General features: G+C 38.4%; 10 protein-coding genes and 3 pseudogenes. 7 read left to right on the forward strand and 6 right to left on the reverse strand.

The window, feature by feature from the left end; genetic code table 11:
- Both D8787_RS08155 and D8787_RS08160 read right to left on the reverse strand, forming a co-directional pair.
- Positions 1 to 300 (reverse strand): annotated as a pseudogene (locus tag D8787_RS08155) (IS630 family transposase); the annotation flags it as partial.
- A 24-nt stretch (positions 301 to 324) separates the two neighbouring features.
- A pseudogene (locus tag D8787_RS08160) lies at positions 325 to 667 on the reverse strand (IS5/IS1182 family transposase); the annotation flags it as partial.
- Positions 668 to 740: 73 nt separating this feature from the next.
- On the opposite strand from D8787_RS08160, the gene D8787_RS08165 reads away from it, so the two are divergent.
- Both D8787_RS08165 and D8787_RS08170 read left to right on the forward strand, forming a co-directional pair.
- Entirely contained in the window at positions 741 to 1,442 is a 702-nt protein-coding gene (locus D8787_RS08165) for a response regulator transcription factor (RefSeq protein WP_125422686.1), read from the forward strand.
- Positions 1,439 to 2,317: a sensor histidine kinase gene (locus D8787_RS08170; protein ID WP_125422689.1), complete on the forward strand. Its 879-nt coding sequence runs from the start codon at positions 1,439 to 1,441 to the stop codon at positions 2,315 to 2,317. The genes D8787_RS08165 and D8787_RS08170 overlap by 4 nt, the downstream gene beginning before the upstream one ends.
- 40 nt (positions 2,318 to 2,357) lie before the next feature.
- Here the strand turns inward: D8787_RS08170 and D8787_RS08175 are convergent, their stop codons facing one another.
- From D8787_RS08175 to D8787_RS08185, 3 genes are all read right to left on the reverse strand, one after another.
- A complete protein-coding gene (locus tag D8787_RS08175) occupies positions 2,358 to 3,110 on the reverse strand; it encodes an ABC transporter permease (RefSeq protein WP_049523752.1) in 753 nt (250 codons plus the stop codon).
- A 10-nt stretch (positions 3,111 to 3,120) separates the two neighbouring features.
- Positions 3,121 to 4,029, reverse strand: a complete 909-nt coding sequence (locus tag D8787_RS08180; protein WP_125422692.1) for an ATP-binding cassette domain-containing protein — start codon at positions 4,027 to 4,029, stop codon at positions 3,121 to 3,123.
- Positions 4,030 to 4,170: 141 nt separating this feature from the next.
- Positions 4,171 to 4,980 carry a Cof-type HAD-IIB family hydrolase gene (locus tag D8787_RS08185; RefSeq protein WP_125422695.1) on the reverse strand — a complete coding sequence of 270 codons (810 nt, stop codon included), beginning with the start codon at positions 4,978 to 4,980 and terminating at the stop codon, positions 4,171 to 4,173.
- A 116-nt stretch (positions 4,981 to 5,096) separates the two neighbouring features.
- Here D8787_RS08185 and rexB point away from each other — a divergent pair, with 116 nt between their 5' ends.
- The 5 genes from rexB (at position 5,097) to D8787_RS08210 (ending at position 26,187) form a co-directional block, all read left to right on the forward strand.
- Positions 5,097 to 8,372: an ATP-dependent nuclease subunit B gene (rexB, locus tag D8787_RS08190; RefSeq protein ID WP_125422698.1), complete on the forward strand. Its 3,276-nt coding sequence runs from the start codon at positions 5,097 to 5,099 to the stop codon at positions 8,370 to 8,372.
- Positions 8,369 to 12,019: a helicase-exonuclease AddAB subunit AddA gene (gene addA, locus D8787_RS08195; protein ID WP_125422701.1), complete on the forward strand. Its 3,651-nt coding sequence runs from the start codon at positions 8,369 to 8,371 to the stop codon at positions 12,017 to 12,019. The genes rexB and addA overlap by 4 nt, the downstream gene beginning before the upstream one ends.
- Positions 12,020 to 12,036: 17 nt before the next feature.
- The gene (locus D8787_RS08200) at positions 12,037 to 13,215 is read left to right on the forward strand and encodes a hypothetical protein (protein ID WP_125422704.1); all 1,179 of its coding nucleotides are present in this window, start codon (positions 12,037 to 12,039) and stop codon (positions 13,213 to 13,215) included.
- A 242-nt stretch (positions 13,216 to 13,457) separates the two neighbouring features.
- Positions 13,458 to 20,294, forward strand: a complete 6,837-nt coding sequence (locus D8787_RS08205) for a ZmpA/ZmpB/ZmpC family metallo-endopeptidase (RefSeq protein ID WP_125422707.1) — start codon at positions 13,458 to 13,460, stop codon at positions 20,292 to 20,294.
- Positions 20,295 to 20,337: 43 nt separating this feature from the next.
- The gene (locus D8787_RS08210; RefSeq protein ID WP_125422710.1) at positions 20,338 to 26,187 is read left to right on the forward strand and encodes a ZmpA/ZmpB/ZmpC family metallo-endopeptidase; all 5,850 of its coding nucleotides are present in this window, start codon (positions 20,338 to 20,340) and stop codon (positions 26,185 to 26,187) included.
- A gap of 504 nt (positions 26,188 to 26,691) precedes the next feature.
- Here the strand turns inward: D8787_RS08210 and D8787_RS08215 are convergent.
- Positions 26,692 to 26,935 (reverse strand): annotated as a pseudogene (locus D8787_RS08215) (transposase); the annotation flags it as partial.

Raw genomic sequence — 26,935 nt, forward strand, 5'->3', positions numbered from 1 at the left:
GTAGCCCATAGCTTTGAGAGCATAGTGGATAGTAGTTGGATGACAGCCAAATTCAGCAGCTATTTCAGTCAAATAAGCGTCTGGATTGTCAGTAAGATAGTTTTTCAGTCTATCTCTATCAACCTTTCTTGGTTTTGTTCCTTTTACTTGATGGTTTAGCTCTCCTGTTTTCTCTTTTAGCTTTAACCAGCCATAAATGGTATTACGTGAAATTTGGAAAATGTGTTATGCTTCTGTGATACTACCTGTTCGCTCACAATAGCAGAGAACTTTTTTACGAAAATCTATTGAATATGCCATAAGAAGATTATACCACGTTATGTACTATTTTTGGTTCAGTTTACTATAAAATTCTAGTTCACGGTTAATAATGCCAGCAATCACATTCATTCGTAATCCGAAGTGTTTACGATGATTTCGATAGGTTATTAAATATTTTAAATGTTTTACTTTGGCAAAGATGTTCTCAACCTTGATTCTCTCCTTAGATAGCGCATGGTTATAGAATTTATCTTCAAGAGTTAGTTTCTCAAGTTTACTTTGATTTCTTCGGACTTTGACTCATTTTGAAGACCTTCATATCGTGGCAATAGTTCAGCGCAATATCAAAAGAAACAATTCTCCCGTGACTTGTGACAATCGCCTGAGCCTTGACTTTCTCGCGCTTTGATGCGAGGAGCTTTTCTGTTTAAGCTTTATCAATAAAACATGCTATAATAGTTGCAGAAAGGTTGGTAGTTATGGCTAGGATATTGGTTATTGAAGACAATAGTGACATTCAAGAAATTTTGCGAACACTTCTTACTGAAGAGCATGAAGTGATTCAAGCCTTTTCAGGAACTGAAGGAATCATGCGTTTTGACCAAGGTGGGATTGACCTCGTTTTGCTAGATATCATGCTTCCTGGGAAAAATGGGGATCAGGTTTTAAAAGCTATCAGGGAACAAAGTCAAACTCCAGTCATTATGCTAACGGCTTTGAGCGATAAGAAGTTAATCAGTCAATACCTCTTAGACGGTGCCAATGATTACATAGTCAAACCTTTTGATTTGGACGAAGTCTTTGCTAGAGTTACTGTTCAATTACGCCAAAGTACAGAAAAACAGTCTATGGAAATAGGAAAAACTAAAAATCTGCCACAAAACTTGAAAAATATCCAGTTTGATGCAGAAAGTTTTGAAATCAAAAATAGCCAGGAAACCATTCGCCTTGCCAAGAAAGAATGCTTGATTCTCCAAACTCTCCTTAAACACCCTAAGAAAATTTTCACTAAGGAAGAACTTTATGAATTGGTCTGGGAGGAGAGTTATCTACCTGGAGATAATACCCTCAATACGCATTTGAGTAATCTTCGTAAAAAATTAAACCAGCTTGACCCAAATCAAGAATATATTGAAACCATCTGGGGAGTTGGGGTAAGATTAAAAGGAGACAAGCAATGACCTACATGATAATTTTTGTCCTACTAGTACTCCTAATTATGTTATCGATTGCATTGATTCGCTACCATCTAGCACTTAAAAACTTGAGTCAACAGATTGAAGACAAGATTCTCACGGGTAGTATGAAAAGAGTCGGAGTCAACATTTTTTCCAAACATTTTTTACATCTCTACCAGCAAATTGAGAATCTATTTCAGGAAGTGGAACAATCTCGATTGGTGATGAAAAGGGAAAAACAGACTCTGGATATGGCCATCAGCAATATCGCCCATGATATTCGGACACCTTTGACTATCGCTTCAGGCTACACCCAACAATTGATAAAGTCTCCTGAAGACAAATCAGAAACCTTACAAAAAATAGCCCAGCATCTTGATTTAGTTTCCAAACGTTTGGAGGCTCTTCTAGAATATCGTCGTTTGATGGAAGGAGCTGTCAAACCGAAACTGGAAGAAGTGGATCTTTCAGCTTTTATCACCAAAAAGACTTTGGCTTATTATGATGTTTTTCAGGCGGCAAATATCACGCTTGATTTTAAGGTTGAAGCTGGTCTGAAAATGAGGACTGATGAAGACTTGCTGGATCGAATTTTACAAAATCTGCTTGGAAATGTCCTCAAACATGGCAAGGAAGAAGCGCGTCTGTCTTTGCGAAAAGAAAAGGAACAGCTTGTCTTAGAGATTGCAAACCTTGTTAAACAGCCTATCAAAAAAATAGAAAAGCTCAGTAACCGTTTTTATTCTGAAAATCTATCAGACACCGAAGAATCCTCTGGTTTAGGCCTTTATATCACTGAGGAATTATGTCATCTTCTCGGTGCAGAGATGAAACTAAGCACAGATGGCCAGTGGTTATCGGTTTTCATTTATTTTTAACGAAAAGAAACCTCCTCTAGCCTACAGAGGAGGTCATTTTTTATAGACTTTTCTTTTTGAAAACTGCCAGTCCACTTAGATTAAAGATTACAATAACAGCTAAGGTAACTATAAGTGTATAGAAAATGGATTCACTATTAGCAGTCATAGCATAGGAAAAATGCAAGGACAAATATGGTAAAAATTTGATATTTGGAAAAATGATCATTGGCATAGAAAGGATGATAGAGCTAATCAGATAACCAATAAATACGGCAAGATAAGAATGAGTCAGGTAGAGAATAAAGGAAATAATCGAAAGCCAAGCGAGAAGGCAGAGAAATTGAAGGAAAATCATTAAGAGGAGATTAGTAACAAAACCATCAGGTATCGTACCAAGTCCGTTTAGTAGAGTTGAGGGAACAAAAGCAATCACAAGGCTGGCGATGAGTTGTAAGAGAGCGATACTTGCTAGAACAAAGGATTTAGCGAAGAAAAACTCTGTACGAGAAACGCCAACTGTCAAACTATTTTTATAAAGCTTGCCGATTAAATCGACCCCAAGAACTAAACATGTTAGAATAATGCAGAGAAAAACAAGGTTTGAATCATTGCTAGACGCATTGATAAGAGCTTGAATACCGTCCCAACCATGGGTTGGAATTTCTGGTTCTTCTGTCTGGATTGCCATCAGATGGCCTGTAGCCCCGATAGTGGCACCCAGTAGCAAGAGGACAAAGAGAATGAATTCTGTAATCCAGAATCCTTTGGAGCGGAAAAGACGGTAAAAGTCTGCTTGAATGGTATGTATCATGATTTTCCTCCTATTGGACCAATTGAGTGAAGTATTCTTCTAGGTTTTGACGGGCATAGTAAATCTCGTCAATGTCAACATCTGCCAAGGTTAATTCCTTGAGAATCTGTTTGACATCTTGTTCCTGACCAAAGATGTGAATTTCGTTTTCAGGATTAACAACCTTGAACTGGAGCTGGATTTGTTCTTTCAATACTTGACAAGCTTTCTCTTGATCAGCTGTCTTAAGGACAATATAATCCTCACTTAGTGTTTCAAATTCAGCTTTACTGATTTCACGGATAATCTTACCTTGATCTAAAATACCAAAACGATTTGCTACGAGATAGAGTTCTGACAAGATATGGCTAGAGATGAGAATGGTTATTCCTTTTTCTTGATTGAGCCGTTGAATCATTAGTCGAAATTCTTTGATACCGATTGGGTCGAGACCGTTGATAGGTTCATCTAAGATTAGGAAGTCTGGTTTGGATAGGAGGGCAATGGCGATGCCAAGTCTTTGTTTCATTCCTAGAGAGAAATCACGAAAAACTTTTTTACCTGTATCTGGCAAACCGACATAGTCCAGCGTTTCTCGAATGACTTGATCAGCATTTGGAACATGACGAATCATACAGTAATATTTCAGGTTTTGATAGGCTGTTAAGTGATTATGAGCTACAGGTGATTCGATCACTGAACCTACTCGAGATAGAGACTTGCTCCACTCATTTTCCGTTTTGCTGGAGAAGAGGGAAACAGTTCCTTTATCCGCAAACAGTAGTTGCGTTATGATTTTTATCAAGGTGGTTTTCCCAGCTCCATTCTTCCCTATAAGTCCATAAATATCTCCCTCTCTTATCGTTAGATGAAGATCCTGAAGAATAGGTTGTTTGTCAAAGTTTTTGGACAATCCATGAATGTCAAGTACTGTTTTCATGATTCTCTCCTTTTAATTTATTTTGATAACTTTAGTATAAAGTATAGAAATCAAAGAAAGCTCAAGGATTTCTAAAGAGTTTCTAAAGTTTTAGGAATTCTTAAATATCAAAACCCAGTTGATATGAACTGGGCTTCTTAATTATAGAATATATTTCTCAATCGCACGCGCAACGCCGTCTTCTTCGTTTCTTGCTGTAACGTCGTCAGCTAGGGATTTGACATAATCGCTGGCATTTCCCATAGCAATACCAAGCCCTGCAAACTGGAGCATTTCGATATCGTTATTGGCGTCGCCCATGGCCATGATTTCTGACGGCTCAATCTTCAAAATTTCAGCTAGTCGAGAAAGAGCAGTAGCCTTTGTCGTTCCGAGTGGCATAGCTTCATAAATAACAGGCTGCGAACGAACACCGCTAAATCGTTGGCAAAGCTCCTCAGCAAAACGCTTCTCAAAATCGTCTGTTTGACTCTCAGTTCCTAAAAACATTCCTTGGAACATACGATACTTGCCACTGGTAGCTTCCTCTAGTGAAATTTCAGTCAGGTCTGAAAAGACTAGCTCGGCATCATTTTGAATGATTTTATTGGGCTTGCCACCGAGGACAAAATAATGTTCCTCATCAAAAAGAGTCAACTGGACGTCACTCTTTTCTGCTAGATCATAGAGGTATTCGATGTCAGCTGAACTGAGTTCTTGCCAATCAACCAAACTCCAATCGCTAGTCTGGTGAGTTGAGCAACCGTTGTTAACAATCACATACTCATTCTGGAGGTCAAGTCCCAGTTTTTGATAGTAGGGGAGGACACCGAAAAGCGGGCGTCCCGTACAAAGTACTAGTTTGACACCTTTTTCAATAGCTTGGTGAATAGCAGTAATGTGAGCTTGTGGAATTTCCTTGGCTTCATTGAGGAGGGTTCCATCCATATCCAAGGCTAGTAGTTTAATCATAAGACTTCCTTCTTTATCTTTTGGTATTATTATAGCATATTTTGGAGGAAAGGAGACAGAATCTTCGGCTAATCATGGTATAATATAAGTTAATGAAAAATTCCAACGAGGCTGAGATGAAATTACTTTATACTGATATTCGGACTTCTTTGACAGAAATCCTAACCAGAGAGGCAGAAGAGCAAGTTGCCGCGGGCAAGCGAGTCTTCTATATCGCTCCCAACTCTCTTTCTTTTGAAAAGGAACGCGCCGTGCTGGAATGCTTGTCCCAGCAGGCTTCTTTTACGATTACCGTCACGCGCTTTGCTCAAATGGCTCGTTACCTGGTTTTGAATGACTTGCCTGCTAAGATCAGTCTTGATGACATTGGTCTTGGGATGGCCTTTTACAAATGCCTTGCCGAACTTGATCCCAAAGACTTACGAGTATACGGTGCCATCAAGCAGGATCCTCAATTCATCCAGCAGTTGATTGATCTTTATCACGAGATGACGACTGCTCAGATGAGTTTTTTGGACTTGGAAAGTTTGACTGATGAGGATAAGCGGGCAGATTTGCTCTTGATTTTTGAGAAAGTAACGGCCTATCTCAATCAAGGCCTGTTAGCTCAGAGAAGTCAGTTGTCCCATTTGATTGAGGCTATTGAGAATGACAAGGTAAGTAGTGATTTTACTCAAATCGCCTTGGTCATTGATGGATTTACCCGTTTTTCTGCTGAGGAAGAGCGGATTGTGGACCTACTTCATGGCAAGGGTGTTGAGGTTGTCATTGGGGTTTATGCTAGCAAGAAAGCTTATACCAGTCCTTTTAGCGAGGGAAATCTCTACCAAGCCAGTGTGGAGTTTCTCCATCATCTAGCCTCTAAATACCAAACACCTGCACAGGACTCTTCTCAAACTCATGAGAAGATGGATAGCTTTGACAAGGCCTCTCGTTTGCTGGAGTCTTCTTATGACTTTTCAGAGTTCAGCTTGGATGTAGATGATAAGGACCGGGAAAATCTGCAAATCTGGTCTTGTTTGACGCAGAAAGAAGAGTTGGAGTTGGTAGCCCGTAGCATTCGTCAGAAATTACATGCCAATCCAGACCTGAGTTACAAGCATTTTCGTATTCTCTTAGGAGACGTAGCTTCTTACCAGTTATCTCTAAAAACCATTTTTGACCAGTATCAGATTCCTTTCTATCTTGGTAGAAGCGAATCTATGGCTCACCATCCCTTGACACAGTTTGTTGAGTCTATTTTGGCTTTGAAACGTTATCGTTTCCGTCAGGAGGATTTGATAAACCTTCTTAGAACAGGTCTGTATACCGACCTTAGTCAGGTTGATATTGATGCATTTGAGCAATATATCCGTTATCTTGGTATCAATGGCTTGCCAGCCTTTCAGCAAACCTTCACCAAATCCCACCATGGAAAGTTTGATTTGGAACGTTTAAATGCTCTTCGTTTGCGTATTTTAGCCCCTCTTGAGACTCTCTTTACCAGCCGAAAGCAGAAGGCTGAAAATCTCTTGCAAAAGTGGAATAGCTTTCTAAAAGAAGGAGCGGTGACCAAGCAACTGCAAAATTTGACAGCTAGAATGGAAGCTCTTGAACAGGAAAGACAAGCCGAAGTTTGGAAGGCATTCTGTCATGTTTTAGAACAATTTGCGACTGTTTTTGCTGGTTCACAAATTAGTCTGGAGGACTTCTTGTCCTTGCTTCATTCCGGTATGAGCCTATCTCAGTATCGTACTATTCCAGCAACAGTAGACACAGTTCTGGTGCAGAGTTACGATTTGATTGCACCACTGACTGCTGACTTTGTCTACGCCATTGGTCTAACTCAGGACAATTTACCTAAAATTGCGCAAAACACCAGTCTTTTGACTGATGAAGAAAGACAAAACTTAAACCAAGCGACAGAGGAAGGGGCGCAATTGCTGATTGCTAGCAGTGAAAACCTCAAGAAAAATCGCTACACCATGCTTTCCTTGGTCAATTCTGCTCGTAAGCAGTTGGTCTTGTCGGCTCCAAGCCTTTTTAATGAAAGTGAAAGTAAGGAATCTGCCTATCTTCAAGAGCTTGTCCATTTTGGATTTAGTCGAAAAGAGAAGAGGATGAATCACAAAGGGCTGTCTAAGGAAGAACTGGGATCCTATCACAGTCTTTTGTCCAGTCTGGTTGCCTATCACCAGCAGGGCGAAATGAGTGATAGGGAGCAAGATTTGACCTTTGTCAAGGTTCTGGCGCGTGTCATGGGTAAAAAACTAGACCAGCAAGGTTTGGAAAATCCAGCCCTCCCAACCAGTCCAAGCAGTAAGCAGTTGGCTAAGGATACCTTGCAGGCTCTCTATCCAGCTAATCAGGAATTTTACCTGTCTACGTCTGGTTTGACGGAGTTTTACCGTAACCAATACAGTTATTTCCTCCGCTACGTGTTAGGCTTGCAGGAGGAATTACGTCTACGTCCTGATGCCCGCAGTCACGGAAATTTCTTGCACCGTATCTTTGAACGCGCCTTGCAGTTTCCTGACGAAGATTCCTTTGACAAACGTTTAGAACAAGCTATCCAAGAAACCAGTCAAGAACGGGAATTTGAGGCTATTTATCAGGAAAGTTTGGAAGCCCAGTTTACCAAGGAAGTTCTACTTGATGTAGCTCGCACGACTGGCCACATTCTCCGCCACAATCCAGCCATCGAAACCATCAAAGAAGAGGCAACATTTGGAGGCAAAGAGCAAGCCTTTATTCAATTGGACAATGGTCGCAGTGTCTTTGTACGAGGTAAGGTTGACCGCATTGACCGTTTGAAAGCTGATGGGGCGATAGGAGTGGTAGACTACAAATCCAGTCTAACTCAGTTCCAGTTTCCTCATTTCTTTAATGGCCTCAATTCCCAGTTGCCAACTTATCTAGCTGCCTTAAAAAGAGAAGGGGAGGAGAACTTTTTCGGCGCTATATACTTGGAAATGGCTGAGCCTATCCAATCTCTGATGGCCGTTAAAAGTCTAGCAGGTGCAGTAGTAGAAGCTAGCAAGTCAATGAAATACCAAGGCCTCTTTTTAGAAAAAGAAAGCAGTTATTTAGGCGAATTTTATAACAAAAACAAGGTTAATCAGCTGACGGATGAGGAATTCCAGCTCCTACTGGACTACAATGCCCATCTGTACAAGAAGGCAGCTGAGAAGATTTTAGCAGGTCAGTTCGCCATTAACCCTTATACTGAAAATGGTAGAAGCATTGCCCCATACGTCCAGCAACATCAAGCCATCACAGGCTTTGAAGCCAATTACCACTTGGGTCAAGCCCGTTTCCTAGAAAAGTTGGACTTGGCTGATGGCAAGCGTCTGGTCGGAGAAAAGCTCAAGCAAGCTTGGTTTGAAAAAATAAGAGAGGAGTTGAATCGATGAAGCCCATTCCCTTTTTAGCTGAGGAAGAAATTCAAAAACTGCAAGAAGCAGAAGCGAGTTCGAGCAAGGAACAGAAGAAAACTGCCGAGCAAATCGAAGCTATCTACACTTCTGGACAGAATATCCTGGTCTCAGCATCAGCTGGTTCTGGTAAGACCTTTGTCATGGCAGAGCGCATTCTAGATCAATTGGCGCGTGGTGTCGAAATTTCTCAACTCTTTATCTCAACCTTTACCGTTAAGGCTGCCACAGAACTTAAGGAACGTTTGGAGAAAAAAATCAGCCAACAAATTCAAGAAAGCGATGATGTTGACCTCAAACAACACTTAGGTAGACAGTTGGCAGATTTGCCAAACGCTGCTATTGGTACCATGGATTCCCTCACACAAAAATTCCTTGGCAAACATGGCTATCTGATTGATATTGCGCCTAATTTCCGTATTTTACAAAACCAGAGCGAGCAACTCCTTCTAAAAAACGAAGTCTTTCATGAGGTCTTTGAAGTCCATTATCAAGGTAAACAGAAAGAGACCTTTAGTCATTTACTGAAAAACTTTGCTGGACGTGGCAAGGATGAACGAGGGCTGCGCCAACAAGTCTATAAAATCTATGACTTCCTCCAATCCACCAGCAACCCTCAAAAGTGGCTGAGTGAATCTTTCTTAAAAGGCTTTGAGAAAGCTGATTTTACGAATGAAAAAGGAAAACTAACTGAGCAAATCCAGCAAGCCCTTTGGGATTTGGAAAGCTTTTTCCGTTATCATCTGGATAATGATGCCAAGGAGTTTCCAAAGGCTGCCTATTTAGAAAATGTTCAGTTAGTTCTGGATGAAATTGGCTCCTTAAATCAAGAGTCCGATAGTCAGGCTTATCAAACGGTTCTTGCGCGTGTTGTCGCAATTTCGAAAGAGAAAAATGGTCGAGCTCTGACGAATGCCAGTCGCAAGGCTGATTTGAAGCCACTGGCCGATGCCTACAACGAAGAGAGAAAGACCCAGTTTGCTAAACTAGGACAACTGTCAGACCAGATAACCATTCTCGACTATCAAGAACGTTATCATGGAGAGACATGGGAACTAGCTAAAACCTTCCAAGCCTTCATGAGTGATTTTGTGGAAGCTTATCGTCAGCGTAAACGTCAGGAAAATGCCTTTGAATTCGCTGATATCAGCCATTATACCATTGAGATTTTAGAGAAATTCCCGCAAGTCCGTGAAACTTATCAGGAACGTTTCCATGAAGTCATGGTAGACGAGTATCAGGATACCAACCATATTCAAGAACGGATACTGGAATTGCTATCTAATGGCCACAATCGCTTTATGGTGGGAGATATCAAGCAGTCCATCTACCGATTCCGTCAAGCAGACCCGCAGATTTTCAATGAGAAGTTCCAACGCTATGCGCAAAATCCAAAAGAGGGCAAGCTCATTCTACTCAAAGAAAATTTCCGTAGTAGTTCAGAAGTGCTGTCAGCAACCAATGATGTTTTTGAGCGTCTTATGGACCAAGAAGTCGGTGAAATAAACTATGATAACATGCACCAGCTTGTTTTTGCCAATACCAAGCTGACTCCTAATCCAGAAAACAAGGCAGAATTTCTCCTCTATGACAAGGACGATACAGGTGAGGAAGAAGAGAGTCAAACAGAAACGAAACTAACAGGTGAAATGCGCTTAGTTATCAAGGAGATTCTGAAACTTCATCAGGAAAAAGGTGTTGCCTTTAAGGAAATTGCCCTTCTGACCTCCAGTCGCAGTCGTAATGACCAGATTCTTCTCGCCCTGTCTGAGTACGGAATTCCTGTCAAAACTGACGGAGAGCAAAACAATTATCTCCAATCCCTAGAAGTGCAAGTCATGCTAGACACCCTTCGTGTCATTCACAATCCTCTGCAAGACTACGCCTTGGTTGCTCTTATGAAGTCTCCAATGTTTGGTTTTGATGAGGACGAGTTAGCACGTTTATCCCTTCAGAAAGCAGAGGATAAAATCCAAGAAAATCTCTATGAGAAACTGGTCAATGCTCAAAAACTGGCAAGCAGCCAAAAAGGATTGGTTCATACGGAGTTAGCTAAGAAACTAAAGCAATTCATGGATATCTTGGCTTCTTGGCGACTGTATGCCAAAACCCACTCCCTCTATGACTTGATTTGGAGGATTTACAATGATCGTTTTTACTACGATTATGTTGGGGCTTTGCCAAATGGACCTGCTAGACAGGCCAATCTCTATGCCCTAGCACTGCGTGCTGATCAATTTGAAAAGAGCAACTTCAAAGGCTTGTCACGTTTTATTGGTATGATTAACCAAGTCTTAGAAGCCCAGCACGATCTTGCGAGCGTGGCTGTCGCACCGCCCAAGGATGCTGTAGAACTCATGACCATTCACAAGAGTAAAGGGCTGGAGTTTCCTTACGTCTTTATCCTCAATATGGATCAAGACTTCAATAAGCAAGACAGCATGTCAGAAGTCATTCTCAGCCGAAAAAATGGACTAGGTGTTAAGTATATTGCCAAAATGGAAACAGGAGCAGTAGAAGCTCACTATCCTAAAACCATCAAACTCTCCATTCCTAGCCTGACCTATAGGCAGAATGAAGAGGAATTGCAGCTGGCAAGCTATTCAGAGCAGATGCGTCTGCTGTATGTTGCCATGACGAGGGCTGAGAAAAAGCTCTATCTTGTCGGTAAAGGTTCTCGTGAAAAGCTGGAAGCCAAAGAATACCCTGTAGCTAAAAATGGAAAACTAAATAGCAATACTAGACTGCAAGCCAATAATTTCCAAGATTGGATTTGGGCTATCAGTAAAGTGTTTGCCAAGGACAATCTCAACTTTAGCTATCGTTTTGTTGGCGATGATCAGCTGACTAGAGAAGCTATCGGTCAGTTGGAAAATAAAAGCCCTCTCCAAGATAGCTCCCAAGCTGACAACCGCCAGTCAGAAACCATTAAGGAAGCTCTTGAAATGCTGAAAGAAGTGGAAGTCTATAATACTCTTCACCGCGCAGCTATTGAATTGCCAAGTGTTCAAACCCCAAGTCAAATCAAGAAATTCTACGAACCTGTTATGGATATGGAAGGTGTTGAGATTGCAAGTCAAGGCCAGTCAGTAGACAAGAAAATCAGCTTTGATTTACCAGATTTTTCAACCAAAGAAAAGGTAACCGGAGCTGAGATTGGTAGTGCTACCCACGAACTCATGCAGAGAATTGACCTCAGCCAGCGACCAACGCTTGCTAGTCTGACAGAAACTCTCAAACAAGTTCAAACCAGCCCAGCTGTCAGGGACAAGATCAATCTTGCTAAAACTCTTGCATTCTTTGACACAGCGCTCGGTCAGGAAATTCTCGCTAATACCAACCATCTCTATCGCGAGCAACCTTTCTCCATGCTCAAACGAGACCAAAAGAGTCAGGAAGACTTCGTTGTCCGTGGTATCCTTGATGGCTATCTCCTTTACGAGGACAGAATTGTTCTGTTCGACTATAAGACAGACCGCTATGATGAACCAAGTCAACTCATAGACCGCTATCGTGGTCAATTAGCCTTATATGGTGAGGCTTTATCCCGAGCCTATTCGATTGAAAATATTGAAAAATACTTGATTTTACTAGGTAAAAACGAGGTTCAAGTTGTAAAAGTATAATCTAGAAAGGAGACCTCATGACACTTCCAGTTAGAAAATCCCTACACGATGCGGTTTTACAGGCTTCAAAAGCTGATACTTGGGAACAAGCTACCAAGGAATGGAATGAAGTTTCCTTGATTTTTAACGGTATCGGCCGTAGCAATTGTGTCTGTGGGAATGCCATCAAGTACGCCTACGAACTCTTTAATGGTGTCACAGGCCAACGTCTCTTTCCGATTGGTAGCGACTGTGTTCGTCATTTTCACCGATTGTCCCTTGACCAGCAATTGGAAGAGGAAGAAAAACTACTCAGAAAGGTTGAAAATCTGACCAGAAAAGCCCAGAAAAAGGAAAAAATCAAGGTCAATAAAAGTGACTTTGACGAGCGACTTCTAAAGTGGCTCTGGGAAAAAGGTGTTTTTAAACCCAATCGTGGCAATCAGTTCTCACCTGAGAAAGACTACCAGCCCTTCCTAGAAGTCTTTCAAGGAGGAAGTTGGACCAAGGCAGAACCCAAGAAGAAGGCTCGTATGGAGGAAGTCCTTGAAAAGTGTATCAAACCCTTTTTACTTGGGAAACCAGATGACCAACTCTACCTTGTCAAGCTAGGCAAGGAGAAAATTGACTACGAACAAGAACTCCGTATCCAGGCAGAGAAAGAGCGCAAGAAGAGGGATAAAATCGCCAAGCAGTATGCAGACAATCTAGTTCTAGCCATGGGCCCAGCAGAGCGTGCTTATCAAGATTACTTTGGCTTTACAGAAACCCTAACCCAAGAAGAACGCAAGTGGGAGAAAATTCTTTTTGGTAAAAATCGAACAGAACGGGCTATCAAGGCCAGACAATACCAAAAAGAGTTGGAAAAAGACCAACGAATTGCTAGTCAGGATCCAATTGAAAGAAAGCAGAAGCAGACCTGGCTCCTCAATTCCTATTTTCGTGAGCTTCCTGAAGAAAAATCCCGATTTGCTCGACTCTTATTAGAATATCGAAAAAGTGGAGAAGTCCCCTTTTCAACTGAATACCTATCCGACCATCTGCTCGACTTTTTCTATAAAATGAAAGCCTTTGAGTTTGAAATCGCACCAGAACAAGTCCGAGATTTTCTAAAAGAAAGTCTCCAGACAGATCATCTCTCCTCAGCACAAGAAAGCTGGATAGAAGGAANTCTCCTCAACTGCCTCAAACCATTTTTAGAACGATTGCTAATATAAGTAACACCTACCGTGGAAATTTCATGGTAGGTTACATTTTATCCAAAAAGAGAAAATAGGAAATGGCAACCCCTGCTCTTTCGTATTTTATATATAAAACAAAGTATGAAAGCGCAACTTAATTTTAAGACTTTTTTGTAAATTAAGAGTATAATTGAAGTGTATTACCTTTTTGTAAGATAACAAGCTAATATAATAAAGTTTACCTTACATATTTTTAAATTTTATTTCAAGGAGGAATAATGGAAAAGTATTTTGGTGAAAAACAGCAGCGTTTTTCATTTAGAAAATTATCAGTAGGACTTGTATCTGCAACGATTTCAAGTTTATTTTTTATGTCTGTATTAGGTAGTTCATCTGTAGAGGCTCAAGAGACTAAAGGTGTTCACTATAAATATGTGACAGAGTCAGAGCTATCATCAGATGAAAAGAAGCAGCTTGTCTATGATATTCCGACATACATGGATAATGATGATGAGACTTATTATCTTGTTTATAAATTGAATTCCCAAAATCAACTGGGAGACTTACCTAATACTGGAAGCAAGAATGATATGCAAACCTTGGTTGCTGGTGCTAGCTTAGCTGCCCTGGGGATTTTAATTTTTGCCGTTTCTAAGAAAAAGGTTAAGAATAAAACAGTATTACATTTAGTATTGGTTGCAGGAATCGGAAACGGTGTCTTAGTATCAGCTCATGCTTTAGAAAATCATCTTTTGCTAAATTACAATACTGACTATGAATTAATCTCAGGAGAAAAATTACCTCTTCCTAAATATATTTCAGGTTACACTTATATTGGATATATCAAAGAGGGAAAAATAACTTCTGAATCTAAAGTAAGCAATCAAGAGAAATCAGTAGCTACTCCCAAAAATCAACAAAAGGTAGATTATAATGTTACACCAAATTTTGTAGAGAATCCATCAAAAGTACAAGCTAATCGGGAAGAAAAACCTGTTTCTACTAAATTAACCAATCCAACAAAAGAAGAGAAACAATCTTCAAATTCTCAATCACAATTAGCAGAACATAAGGATGTACAAGCTGGAGCTTTGATAACAGACAAAGGCACCCCAGAAGTCCAACCTGAATTGCCAAAAGCAGTTGTAACAGATAAAGACAAACCAGCAGTCCAGCCTGCTTTACCAGAAGCTGTAGTAACCGACAAAGGTAAACCAACAATTCAACCAGAACTTTCTGAAGCGGTAGTAAGTGACAAAGGTAAGTCAGCAGTTCAACCAGAGTTACCAGAAGCTGTAGTAACCAACAAAGGCACCCCAGAAGTTCAACCTGAATTGCCAAAAGCAGTTGTAACCGATAAAGACAAACCAGCAGTTCAACCTGCGTTACCTGAAGCAGTTATAACAGACAAAGGTGAACCTGCAATTCAACCAGAACTCTCTGAAGCAGTAGTAAGTGACAAAGGTAAGTCAGCAGTTCAACCAGAGTTACCAGAAGCTGTAGTAACCAACAAAGGCACCCCAGAAGTTCAACCTGAATTGCCAAAAGCAGTTGTAACCGATGATAAAGACAGACCATCAGTCCAGCCTGCCTTACCAGAAGCAGTAGTAAGTGATAAAGGTGAACCTGCAATTCAATCAGATTTGCCAGAAGCTGTAGTAAGTGATAAAGGTGAACCAGAGCAAGTAGCTCCACTTCCAGAATACACAGGAGTACAGGCCGGAGCAATAGCAGAGCCTGAGAAAGTGGAAGCTCCGAGAGAATATACGGGTATACAAGCTGGAGCGTTAGTAGAACCAGAAAAAGTAACTCCACAACCAGAGTACAAGGGGACTCAGTCTAGTGCCATCGTCGAACCAGAGACCCATGCTTCCTTACCAGAATATACAGGTGAGCAATCGGGAGCTGTTGTAGCCCCTGAGACAGCTGAAAAACCAGAATATACCGGCACCCAGTCTGGAGCAATAGTAGAACCAGAGCAAGTAGCTCCACTTCCAGAATACACAGGAGTACAGGCCGGAGCTATAGTAGAGCCAGAACAAGTCGAAGCGCCAAGAGAATATACAGGAGTGCAAGCCGGAGCAATAGTAGAACCAGAACAAGTAACTCCACAAGCAGAGTACAAGGGGACTCAGTCTAGTGCCATCGTTGAACCAGAGACCCATGCTTCCTTACCAGAATATACAGGTGAGCAATCGGGAGCTGTTGTAGCCCCTGAGACAGCTGAAAAACCAGAATATACCAGCACCCAGTCTGGAGCAATAGTCGAGCCAGAGCAGGTAACACCGCTACCTGAATACACAGGAGTACAGGCTGGAGCAATAGCAGAGCCTGAGAAAGTGGAAGCTCCGAGAGAATATACGGGTATACAAGCTGGAGCTTTAGTAGAACCAGAAAAAGTAGAATCGCCAAGAGAATATACAGGAGTACAAGCTGGAGCGTTAGTAGAGCCAGAGAAAGTAGAGCCAACTAGAGAGTATTCTGGAAGTATTGAACAACCAAGTACAGAAGAGACTAAACCAAATAATGAAAATACTAATACACCAGAAGAAATGAGTATTCAGAAAAAATCTAGTGCGTTAATTAATATGACCTTTATTACAGATTCGACGAAGGGAACTGGAGTGGGATCAGCTACTTTTATTGCACCAAATGTACTTTTAACAGTAGCTCATAATTTCATTAATAATTCTTCTGATAATACTACAGGTAAGTTCATAGGGGATGAAACCAAAAATACATATGAATGGGTAACTCCCGATGGGCGAAAAGGAAGATTTACTGCTAAGGATATTCATTTTTATAATCAAAAAGATTATCCAAAAGGATTTATCTATGATTTAGCAGTGATTAAGCTACCTGAAACAACTGGCAGAGAACATGTAGAATTAGTTAAAAATTATTCGAAAGTAAATCTTAATGACAAACTAAATGTTCATGGATATCCAGGTGGGAAATATACGCACTTAAAAGATGCTACGGTAGAAATGGAACAAGAATATGCGAATAACACCTACGGTGTTCAATATCAAGGTGGAAAACCTGGTATGAGTGGTGGAGGAATATTTAATGCTAACGGTGAAGTCATTGGTGTACACCAAAATGGTGCTAAGAACCGTTCAGGAGGATTAATATTATCTCCAACACAATTAGACTGGATTAGAAGTATTATAAATGGTAAAGAAATTACTCCGACATATGATGCACTAGAACGTCATAAAGATGATAAAAAAGACGATGTTAAAGAAGAAAAAGAAGTTATTAAGAAATTGGAACTTAGAAATATATCTTCTGTAGAACTATATTCAAAAGAAGGTGATAAGTATCGTCATGTAACTTCATTAGATTCTGTACCAAATGACCCACAAAATTACTTCATGAAAGTTAAATCAGAGAACTTTAAAGATGTGATGCTACCAGTTACAAGCATTACTAATGATAATAAAGATAATAGAGCTGTTTATAAAATAGTAGCAAGTGTAAATAATCTGATACAACATGAAAATAATAATGTACTAGAAAATTATACATACTATTTACCAAAAACTCAGCAAAGTGAAACTGGTGTCTATACATCATTTAAAAATTTAGTAGATGCAATGAATAACACTCCTAATGGCACATTCCGTTTAGGTGCAACTATGGATGCTCGTGAACTTGAACTTCCAGATGGTCAAGAAAGTTATGTGAAAAATGAATTCCGTGGAACATTAGTAGGTACAAATAATGAGAAATATTATGCTATTTATAATTTGAAAAAACCATTATTTGGAGGATTAAATGGTGCTACAGTAGAAAATCTTTCACTAAAAGATGCCAATATTTCAGCAAAAGAAGATGCTGCAACACTTGCAAAAGAAGCGAGAAATGGAACTGTAATTAGTAATGTTCATGCTGATGGAGCAATAGCTGGGGAACATGGAATAGGGGGATTAGTATCACAAGTTAATAATTCTACTATTTCTAACAGTAGCTATACAGGTAGAATAACTAATACATATAACACAGTTGCTAGTTATCAAATCGGAGGTTTAGTAGGTAAACTTTCTGGTTCGAGAGGATTAATAGATAAGTCGTTCGCATCAATTGATTTAGCATCAAACGCAACTAAAGGGGATCAATCTATTGGTGGAATAGTTGGTGCAGTAGAAGATAGTGCGCTAATTAGTAATAGTTATGCTGAAGGAAATCTTAATAATGTGCAACGTTTTGCAAACGTTGGTGGAGTAGTTGGTAATCTTTGGGACCCAGTAGGCGGATTAGAAAAATCTGGTCAACTATCTAATGTGCTAAGCGATGTTAATGTTACAAACGGTAATGCTATAACTGGAAAAGATTTCACTGACATGAAAGCAAATCATGTATATAGCAACAAAAATAATAAGGTTGTGAACGTAGTACCAGAGGATGATGAAATCTTAACTAAGGATTCTGATGTTCAAAGAGGAGAAGTATTAGAAGACGCACAAATTAGAGAGAAAAAAGCTGCTTTTGCATCTAAAAATACTATTAAAACAGAAGATTTTAATTTCTCCTCTAGATATGTAACTGACTATAAAAATCTTGAGAATGCCGTTTCATCTAAAGAAAAAGTATATAAAAATATAGAAAAACTATTACCGTTCTACAATAGAGAAACAATAGTTAAGTACGGAAATTTAATAGAGTCAAGTAGTAATCTTTATAATAAAGAATTATTGTCAGTGGTTCCATTGAAAGATAATGAAGTAATTAGTGATATTAACAAATACAAATCAAGTATAAATAAACTATTACTATACTACGCGGACAATACATCAGAGAAACTTAATGTAAATTATCAAAGTGATTTTTCAAATGTAGCAGAGTATAGAATAGACGGTACAAATTTAATTTATACACCAAATACATTACTTCGCAATTATCAAAATATTTTAGATGAAGTATTACCAGCATTAAATAGTGTAGAATATAAATCAGACGCAACTAGAAAAGTATTAGATGTTTCTAAGGATGTTAGTTTAACGGAGTTATATTTAGAAGAACAATTCAATACCACAAAAACTAATTTGAAAGATAGTTTGACAAAACTTCTTACTGCAGATGCTGCAATAGCTGAAAATAACAATAAGATAATAGATAATTATGTAATCGAAAAAATTAAAAACAATAAGGAAGCTTTACTTCTAGGATTAACATATTTAGAACGTTGGTACAATTTCAAATATGGTGATACAAAAGCGAAAGATTTAGTTATGTACCACTTGGATTTCTTCGGTAAATCAAATAGTTCAGCGTTAGATAATGTTATCGAACTAGGTAAATCTGGATATAATAATTTACTAGCGAAAAATAATGTTATAACTTATAACGTTTTATTAGCGAAAAATTATAAAACTAATAATTTATTTGATGCTTTGGAAAAATATAGAAAAGCATTCGTGCCAGATAAAACCAATAACGAGTGGTTTAAAGAACAAACTAAAGCTTATATAGTAGAAGAAAAATCTACAATTAAAGAGGTAAGTGATAAGCAATCAATAGCTGGTAGTCCATATTCAATTGGAGTATATGATAGATTAACTAGCCCATCTTGGAAATACCCAAGTATGGTCTTGCCGCTATTAACATTACCTGAAAAATCGGTGTTTATGATTGCGAACATTTCGACAATAGGTTTCGGTGCTTATGATAGATATAGAAGTAAAGAACATCCAGCAGGAACAAATTTAAATAACTATGTTGAGGCAAAAGCTAGAGAAGCGGCTGCTAGATTCAGAGATCACTATGATTACTGGTATAAAATACTAGATGATAAAAATAAAGAAAAATTATATAGAAGTGTTCTAGTCTATGATGCATTTAGATTTGGTACAGATGAAAAAGAAGATAAAGATACATACCAAGCAACTTTTGAAACTGATCATCCAGCAATAAAACACTTCTTCGGTCCAGCAGGAAATAATGTTGTTCATAATTCTAATGGAGCCTACGCTACAGGGGATGCATTCTACTATATGGCGTATCGCATGCTTGATAAAGATGGTGCGGTAACTTATACACACGAAATGACGCATAACTCAGATAGAGAAATTTATCTTGGAGGATATGGAAGAAGGAATGGACTTGGACCAGAGTTCTATGCTAAAGGATTGTTACAAGCACCTGATCATCCATACGATCCTACTATTACGATTAACTCTATATTGAAGTATGAAGAAGCAGAAAATCCAACTAGACTTCAGGTAAAAGATCCTACAAAACGATTTAATAATGCAGAAGACTTGCAAAAATATATGCATAATCTGTTTGATGTAATTTATATGCTAGAATATCTAGAAGGTAATGCAGTTGTTAACTTAGATATTTCTAAGAAAAATGACTTGTTGAGAAAAATAGAAAATAAATTTGAACTGGATCCAGACGGAAGTAACGTTTATGCAACTAATGTTATTCGTTACTTAAATGATAGTGAACTTAGCAAATTAACGACATTTAATAGTCTAATTGAAAATGATGTTATTACAAGAAGAGGATATGAAAATGACAATGATAATACCTTTAAACGAAATGGCTATTATACAATTAAACTATTTTCACCAATATATTCTGCTCTAAGTAATGATAAAGGAACTCCGGGTGATTTAATGGGACGTCGTATGGCGTTCGAGTTGTTAGCTGCAAAAGGTTTTAAAGATGGAATGGTACCATATATTTCTAATCAATACGCAGAAAAAGCAAAAGCAAATGGTGACGTTATTACATCATATGGTAAAAAAATCGGTAATGTAACTGATGATTTAGTGCTTAAGNAAGTGTTTAATAATGAATATAAATCATGGATTGATTTCAAAAAAGCAATGTATGAAGAACGAAAAGCTAAATTTAAAAAATTAATGAGCATTAGCTTCGATAACCCAAATGGAAGTTGGTTCAGAAAAGATAGAGTGACAATAAAAAATATAGAAGATCTTCAAAGAATGATAACTACTGCTGTCAATGAAGATGCTGAGGATTATCTTGTGAATATATATCCAGAAAGAAGTAGAGTTCATAAACTTAAACAGGCAATCTTTAAAGCCTATCTTGATCAAACCGATGATTTTAGAAGTTCAATTTTTGAGAATAAAAAATAGTGTTTGCTATTAGGAAATAGAAAGTAAAGGTAGAGGATTACAATTGTCATTATTAAAAAAAGATAGATTTTCCATTCGGAAAATAAAGGGTATTGTTGGTTCGGTATTCTTGGGGAGTCTTTTATTTGCACCGTCAGTTGTTGGTGCATCAACTTATCATTACTTGGATTATAGTAATTTGACACAAACTGAACGTGATCAACTCAAACAAGGTAGACCTGACGAATCAAAAGAATCATATGCTTTAGTGTATGAGAAAGACGCACTACCAAATACTGGTCAATCACAATCTATTATGACTGTATTTGGTTTATTGACCATCGGTAGTCTTGTTGTAGTTATTACAAAAGATAAGAGAAATAAAAAAATAGCTACATTTTTGATTGTAGGGGCGACAGGTTTAGTTACACTATCAACTGCTTCAGCACTTAATTTGAATGCTAACATCCATGAGTCTGGACGTGATGGTGTGTTGCAAATTTCTGGTTACAGATATGTTGGTTACTTGGAGCTTGATGATAGAAGTGTTTCGTCGGTTTCTCCGGCATCAACTGTTTCGCCAGTTGAGCAACCCAAAGTTGTAACAGACAAAGGCGAACCTGAGATTCAACCAGCTTTATCAGAAGCTGTTGTCACTGAAAAAGGGGAATCTGAGGTTCAAGCAGAATTTCCAGCAGCTGTAGTCACTGATAAGGATGAACCAGCAGTTCAACAAAAATTACCTGAAGCTGTTGTTACAGACAAAGGAGAACCCGAAGTTCAACCAGCTTTACCAGAAGCTGTAGTTACTGAAAAAGGCGAACCTGCAGTTCAGCCAGCCTTACCAAAAGCAGTCGTGACCGACAAAGGCGAACCTAAACTTCAACCAGCCTTACCAAAAGCAGTCGTGACCGACAAAGGCGAACCTGAACTTCAACCAGTCTTACCAGAAGCCGTAATCTCAGAGAAGGTAGAACCAGCAGTTCAACCAGCCTTACCTGAAGCTGTAGTCTCTGAAAAGGGGGAACCTGAAGTTCATCCTGAATTACCCGAAGCTGTAGTCTCAGAAAAGGTAGAAGCAGCAGTTCAACCAGCTTTACCAGAAGCCGTAATCTCAGAGAAGGTAGAACCAGCAGTTCAACCAGAATTGCCAGTAGCCGTAGTCTCTGAAAAGGGGGAACCTGAAGTTCAACCAGCCTTACCTGAAGCTGTTGTAACTGAAAAAGGGGAACCTGAAGTTCAACCAGCCTTACCAGAAGCTGTTGTGACAGACAAAGGAGAACCCGAAGTTCAAACATCGTTATCAGAAGCAGTTGTAACTGAAAAAGGAGAAGCCTTAGTTCATCCTGAATTGCCAGTAGCCGTAGTCTCAGAGAAGGTAGAACCAGCAGTTCAACCAGAATTGCCAGAAGCTGTAGTCTCAGAGAAGATAGAACCAGCAGTTCAACCAGAATTGCCAGAAGCTGTAGTCTCAGAAAAACCAGAATATACTGAACCAATATCTACAGTTTCAGAAGTTGCATCAGAAAGAGAAGAATTGCCTTCTTTACATACCGATATCCGGACCGAGACTATTTCTAAAACGACTATAGAAGAATCTGATCCTAGCAAATTTATAGGTGATGATTCTGTTAAACAAATTGGTGAGGATGGCGAACGTCAAATTATTACTAGCTATGAAGAGTTACATGGCAAAAAAATTAGTGAACCAGTTGAAACAGTAACTATTTTGAAAGAAATGAAGCCTGAAATTCTTGTAAAAGGTACAAAAGAAAAGCCTAAAGAAAAAACGGCTCCTGTTTTGACTTTGGAGCGAACAGATACAAATGTATTAGACCGCTCCGCAAATCTTTCTTATCATTTGGTTAATACAGATGGAGTCAAGATCAATAAAATTACTGCGACAATTAAAGATGGAAATGAAATTGTCAAAACAGTAGATTTAACTTCAGAGCAATTAGATAAGCAGGTAGAAGATTTAAAATTCTACAAGGACTATAAGATAGAAACCACTATGACCTATGACCGTGGTAAGGGAGAAGAAACTGCAACATTAGAAGAGAAACCACTTCGATTGGATTTGAAAAAAGTTGAAATTAAAAATATCGCATCTACTAATTTAGTGAAGGTAAATGACGATGGTACTGAAACACCTAGTGATTTCATGACTGAAAAACCTTCAGATGAAGATGTGAAGAAAATGTACTTAAAAATCACTAGTCGTGATAATAAAGTAACACGTTTAGCAGTTGATAAGATTGAGTTGGTAACTGAAAAAGAAAAAGAACTTTATAAAATTACAGCAACTGCTCAAGATTTGATTCAACATGTGGATCCATCTAAGACTAGAAATGAATATATTCATTACATTGAAAAACCTCGCCCTAAAGATGATAATGTTTACTATAACTTTAAAGATTTAGTAGATGCTATGAATGCCGATAAAAATGGTACATTCAAACTTGGTGCAGATTTGAATGCAACGAATGTACCAACACCCTTTAAACAATATGTCCCAGGCACGTTTAAGGGACACTTATCAAGTGTTGATGGTAAACAATATACGATTCATAATATTGCCCGTCCCTTATTTGATCGTATTGAAAATGGTTCAGTGAAGAATATTAATTTAGGTAATGTGGATATCAATATGCCTTGGGCTGACGGAATAGCACCTGTTGCTAATATGGTGAAAAATGCAACTGTTGAAGATATTAAAGTCACAGGTAGTGTTATCGCTAATAATAATATTGCAGGAATTGTGAATAAGTTAGACCGTGGAGCAAATATGCGCAATGTTGCATTTATTGGTAAATTACATGCTGGTGGAGATAAGGGGCAAAACCTAGCAGGGATTGTTGGAGAAATTTGGAAGGGTAACCTTGATAAGGCCTTTGTAAATGCCACAATTACTGGTAAACGGGCAAAAGCAGCTGGTATTGTATCTGTTTCAGGTAATGGTATGGATAATTATACTGTTGGAAGAGAAGGTAGTGTGCGTCACTCTGTTGCGAAAGGGACGATTGATATTGAAAATCCTGTTGATGTGGGAGGATTCATTAGCACTAACTGGGTCTTGGGAGCTATTGAAGATAATGTTTCCATGATGAAAGTTTCCAAGGGTGAAATCTTCTTTGGTTCACACAATATTGATGATGAAGACGGATATTTCTCTGGAAATCGATTGAATCGTGATTATGTCGTGAAAGATGTTAGTACAGGTCTGTCTTCTTATCAACGCTCAAAACGAATCTCAACGATTTCCCAAGTAGAAGCAGATAAGAAAATTGAATCTTACGGTATCTCAGCAGACAAGTATGAAATCCATGACCCTATTGTTAATACCTTAAACCGCTTAACAAGAAAAGAAGATGAATATAAGTCAACCCAAGACTATAAAGTAGATCGAGATTTAGCATATCGCAACATTGAAAAACTTCAACCATTCTACAACAAAGAGTGGATTGTCAACCAAGGTAACAAACTTGCAGAAGATTCAAACTTAGCTAAGAAGGAAGTCCTTTCTGTTACGGGTATGAAGGATGGTCAATTCGTGACCGATTTATCAGATATTGATCATGTGATGATTCACTATGCAGATAAGACTAAAGAAATCAAAGCTGTTCATCAAAAAGAGTCTAAAGTAGCGCAAGTTCGTGAGTATAGTATCGATGGATTGAGTGACATTGTTTATACACCAAACATGGTTGATAAAAATCGTGATCAATTGATTAAAGACATTAAAGATAGGTTAGCAACTGTTGAATTAATTTCTCCTGAAGTACGTGCCTTGATGGGTAATCGGGATAGAGCTGAAGAAAATACAGAGGAACGTAAAAACGGTTATATCCGAGACCTTTATCTCGAAGAAAGTTTTGCTGAAACGAAAGCTAATCTTGATAAATTGGTCAAATCTTTGATTGAAAATGCTGACCATCAATTAAATAGTGACGAAGCGGCTATGAAAGCACTTGTTAAGAAGGTGGATGAAAATAAAGCTAAAATCGTGATGGCTCTTACTTACCTTAATCGTTACTATGATATCAAGTATGGGGATATGACTATCAAGAACTTGATGATGTTTAAACCTGACTTCTATGGTAAGTCAGTTGACCTTCTTGATTTCTTAATTCGAATTGGATCAAGTGAGCGAAATATCAAGGGCGACAGAACTTTGGATGCTTATCGTGATATGATTGGTGGAACTATTGGTAAGTCTGAATTACATGGCTTCTTAGATTACAACATGCGTCTCTTCACTAACGATACTGATTTAAATGATTGGTTTATCCATGCGGCCAAGAACGTATACGTTGTGGAGCCTAAAACAACGAACCCAGATTTTGTTAACAAACGACATCGTGCATTTGATGGTTTGAACAATGGTGTTCATAATCGTATGATCTTACCTCTATTAACTCTTAAGAATGCACATATATTCTTGATTTCGACTTACAATACAATGGCTTATAGCTCATTTGAGAAATATGGTAAGTTAACAGAAGAATCTCGAAACGAATTTAAGAAAGAAATTGATAAAGTTGCTAAAGGGCAACAAACTTATCTTGATTTCTGGTCAAGATTAGCTCTACCTAATGTACGTGATAGACTTCTTAAGAGTCAAAATATGGTACCAACACCTGTTTGGGATAATCAGACCTACAATGGTTCTCCTGTAGGTCGTCGAGGATTTGACAGTAAGGGTAACCCTGTAGCACCAATTCGTGAATTATATGGTCCAACATGGAGACACCATGATAGAGACTGGCGTATGGGCGCTATGGCCTCAATATTCCCTAATCCAAATAATGATGACAAAGTCTTGTTTATGGTAACGGATATGATTAGTCAATTTGGTATTTCAGCATTTACACATGAAACAACTCATGTTAATGACCGTATGTTATATTTTGGAGGAAATAGTCATCGTGAAGGCACCGACGTTGAAGCATATGCTCAAGGTATGTTGCAAACACCTGATAAATCTACAGGTAACGGTGAGTATGGTGCTCTAGGTCTTAACATGGCCTATCATCGTGAAAATGATGGTGACCAATGGTACAATTATAATCCTGATAAGCTTCAAACTCGTGAAGACATTGATCGATATATGAAAAACTATAATGAAGCACTAATGATGCTAGATCATCTAGAAGCAGATGCAGTTCTAGAATCAGGGGTATCAGATATTAATACGAAGTGGTTCAAGAAAGTTGACAAGGCAATACGGACTATTGACAATTTGAATAAGCTCAAAGCGCCTAATCAATGGGATAAAGTTCGTGATTTGAATGAAGAAGAAAAAGCTAAGAAGTTATCAAGCATCAATGATTTAATCGATAATAATTTTATGACAAAACATGGAAATCCAGGGAATGGAATTTATCGTCCAGAGGATTTCACTCCAAACTCAGCTTACGTGAATGTCAATATGATGGCTGGTATTTACGGTGGGAATACGAGTGATGGTGCACCTGGTTCATTATCATTTAAGCATAATGCTTTCCGTATGTGGGGTTATTATGGTTATGAAAATGGCTTTATCAGTTATGTATCTAATAAATACAAAGCAGAAGCAGATAAAAACAACCATGGTTTACTAAGCGATAAGCTAATAATTAATAAAGTATCGCAAGGAAACTTTAAAACCCTTGAAGAGTGGAAGAGACATTGGTACGGGGAAATTCTTGTTAAAGCTAAGAAAGGTTTTGAGGCTATCGATATTGATGGAACCCATATTAGCAACTATGATGAGTTACGCACTTTATTTGATAAAGCAGTTCGCAAAGATTTGGAGGGAATGTCAGATCCGAAAATTAAAGATCATTTCAAAAATACAGTGGACTTGAAGTCCAAAGTATTCAAAACTCTACTAAAAAATACAGATGGTTTCTTTAATCCTTTGTTTAAATGAATATAACAAATTGCTACTTAATATGATGTTGGGCAAAAACTAGCTTCAAAATAAAACCACACAGTGATTTCAGTTTTATACTCAATTAAGCTGAAAGAAACATTGTGTGGTTTTTGAATGGTTAGCGTTTTATACCTAAAAATCCCAAAAACTCATAAAATTCCACTCTTATACTCAATGAAAATCAAAGAGCAAACTTGGAAGCTAGCCGTAGGTTGCTCAAAGAACTGCTTTGAGGTTGTAGATAAGACTGACAAAGTCAGTCACATATATAATCCAAGGCGAAACTGACGTGGTTTGAAGAGATTTTCGAAGAGTATTAGCTAACATATATTATGCTCTCCCTAATATGAAGTAATAGCTATAAGAGATATTGAATTTCAAAGGATATACTTGAATTAAACTATGTCTTGAGTAAGACTTCAATAAAATGATAGACTTTAATTTTGAATTAGTATAATCTGAAAACAAGAGCGGACAAAATAAAGAAGTCATGATATATAGTCAATTGAAACAAGAACAAGACAAAAGAGCCTCGAAAAAAGGTATTACAACTCGGTAATGCCTTTTTGAGGTGCTTTTTGATATGAGCCCATGTTTTCTCAATAGGATTGTACTCAGGTGAGTAGGGAGGAAGAGGTAAAAGTTTATGCCCAAACTCTTCACACAAGAGTTCTAGCTTACCCATTCTATGGAATCTTGCATTATCCATAATGATAACTGATGGTTTGTTTAAGGTTGGTAAGAG

It is taken from the genome of Streptococcus mitis (assembly GCF_003944325.1).
Lineage (GTDB): Bacteria > Bacillota > Bacilli > Lactobacillales > Streptococcaceae > Streptococcus > Streptococcus mitis_CW.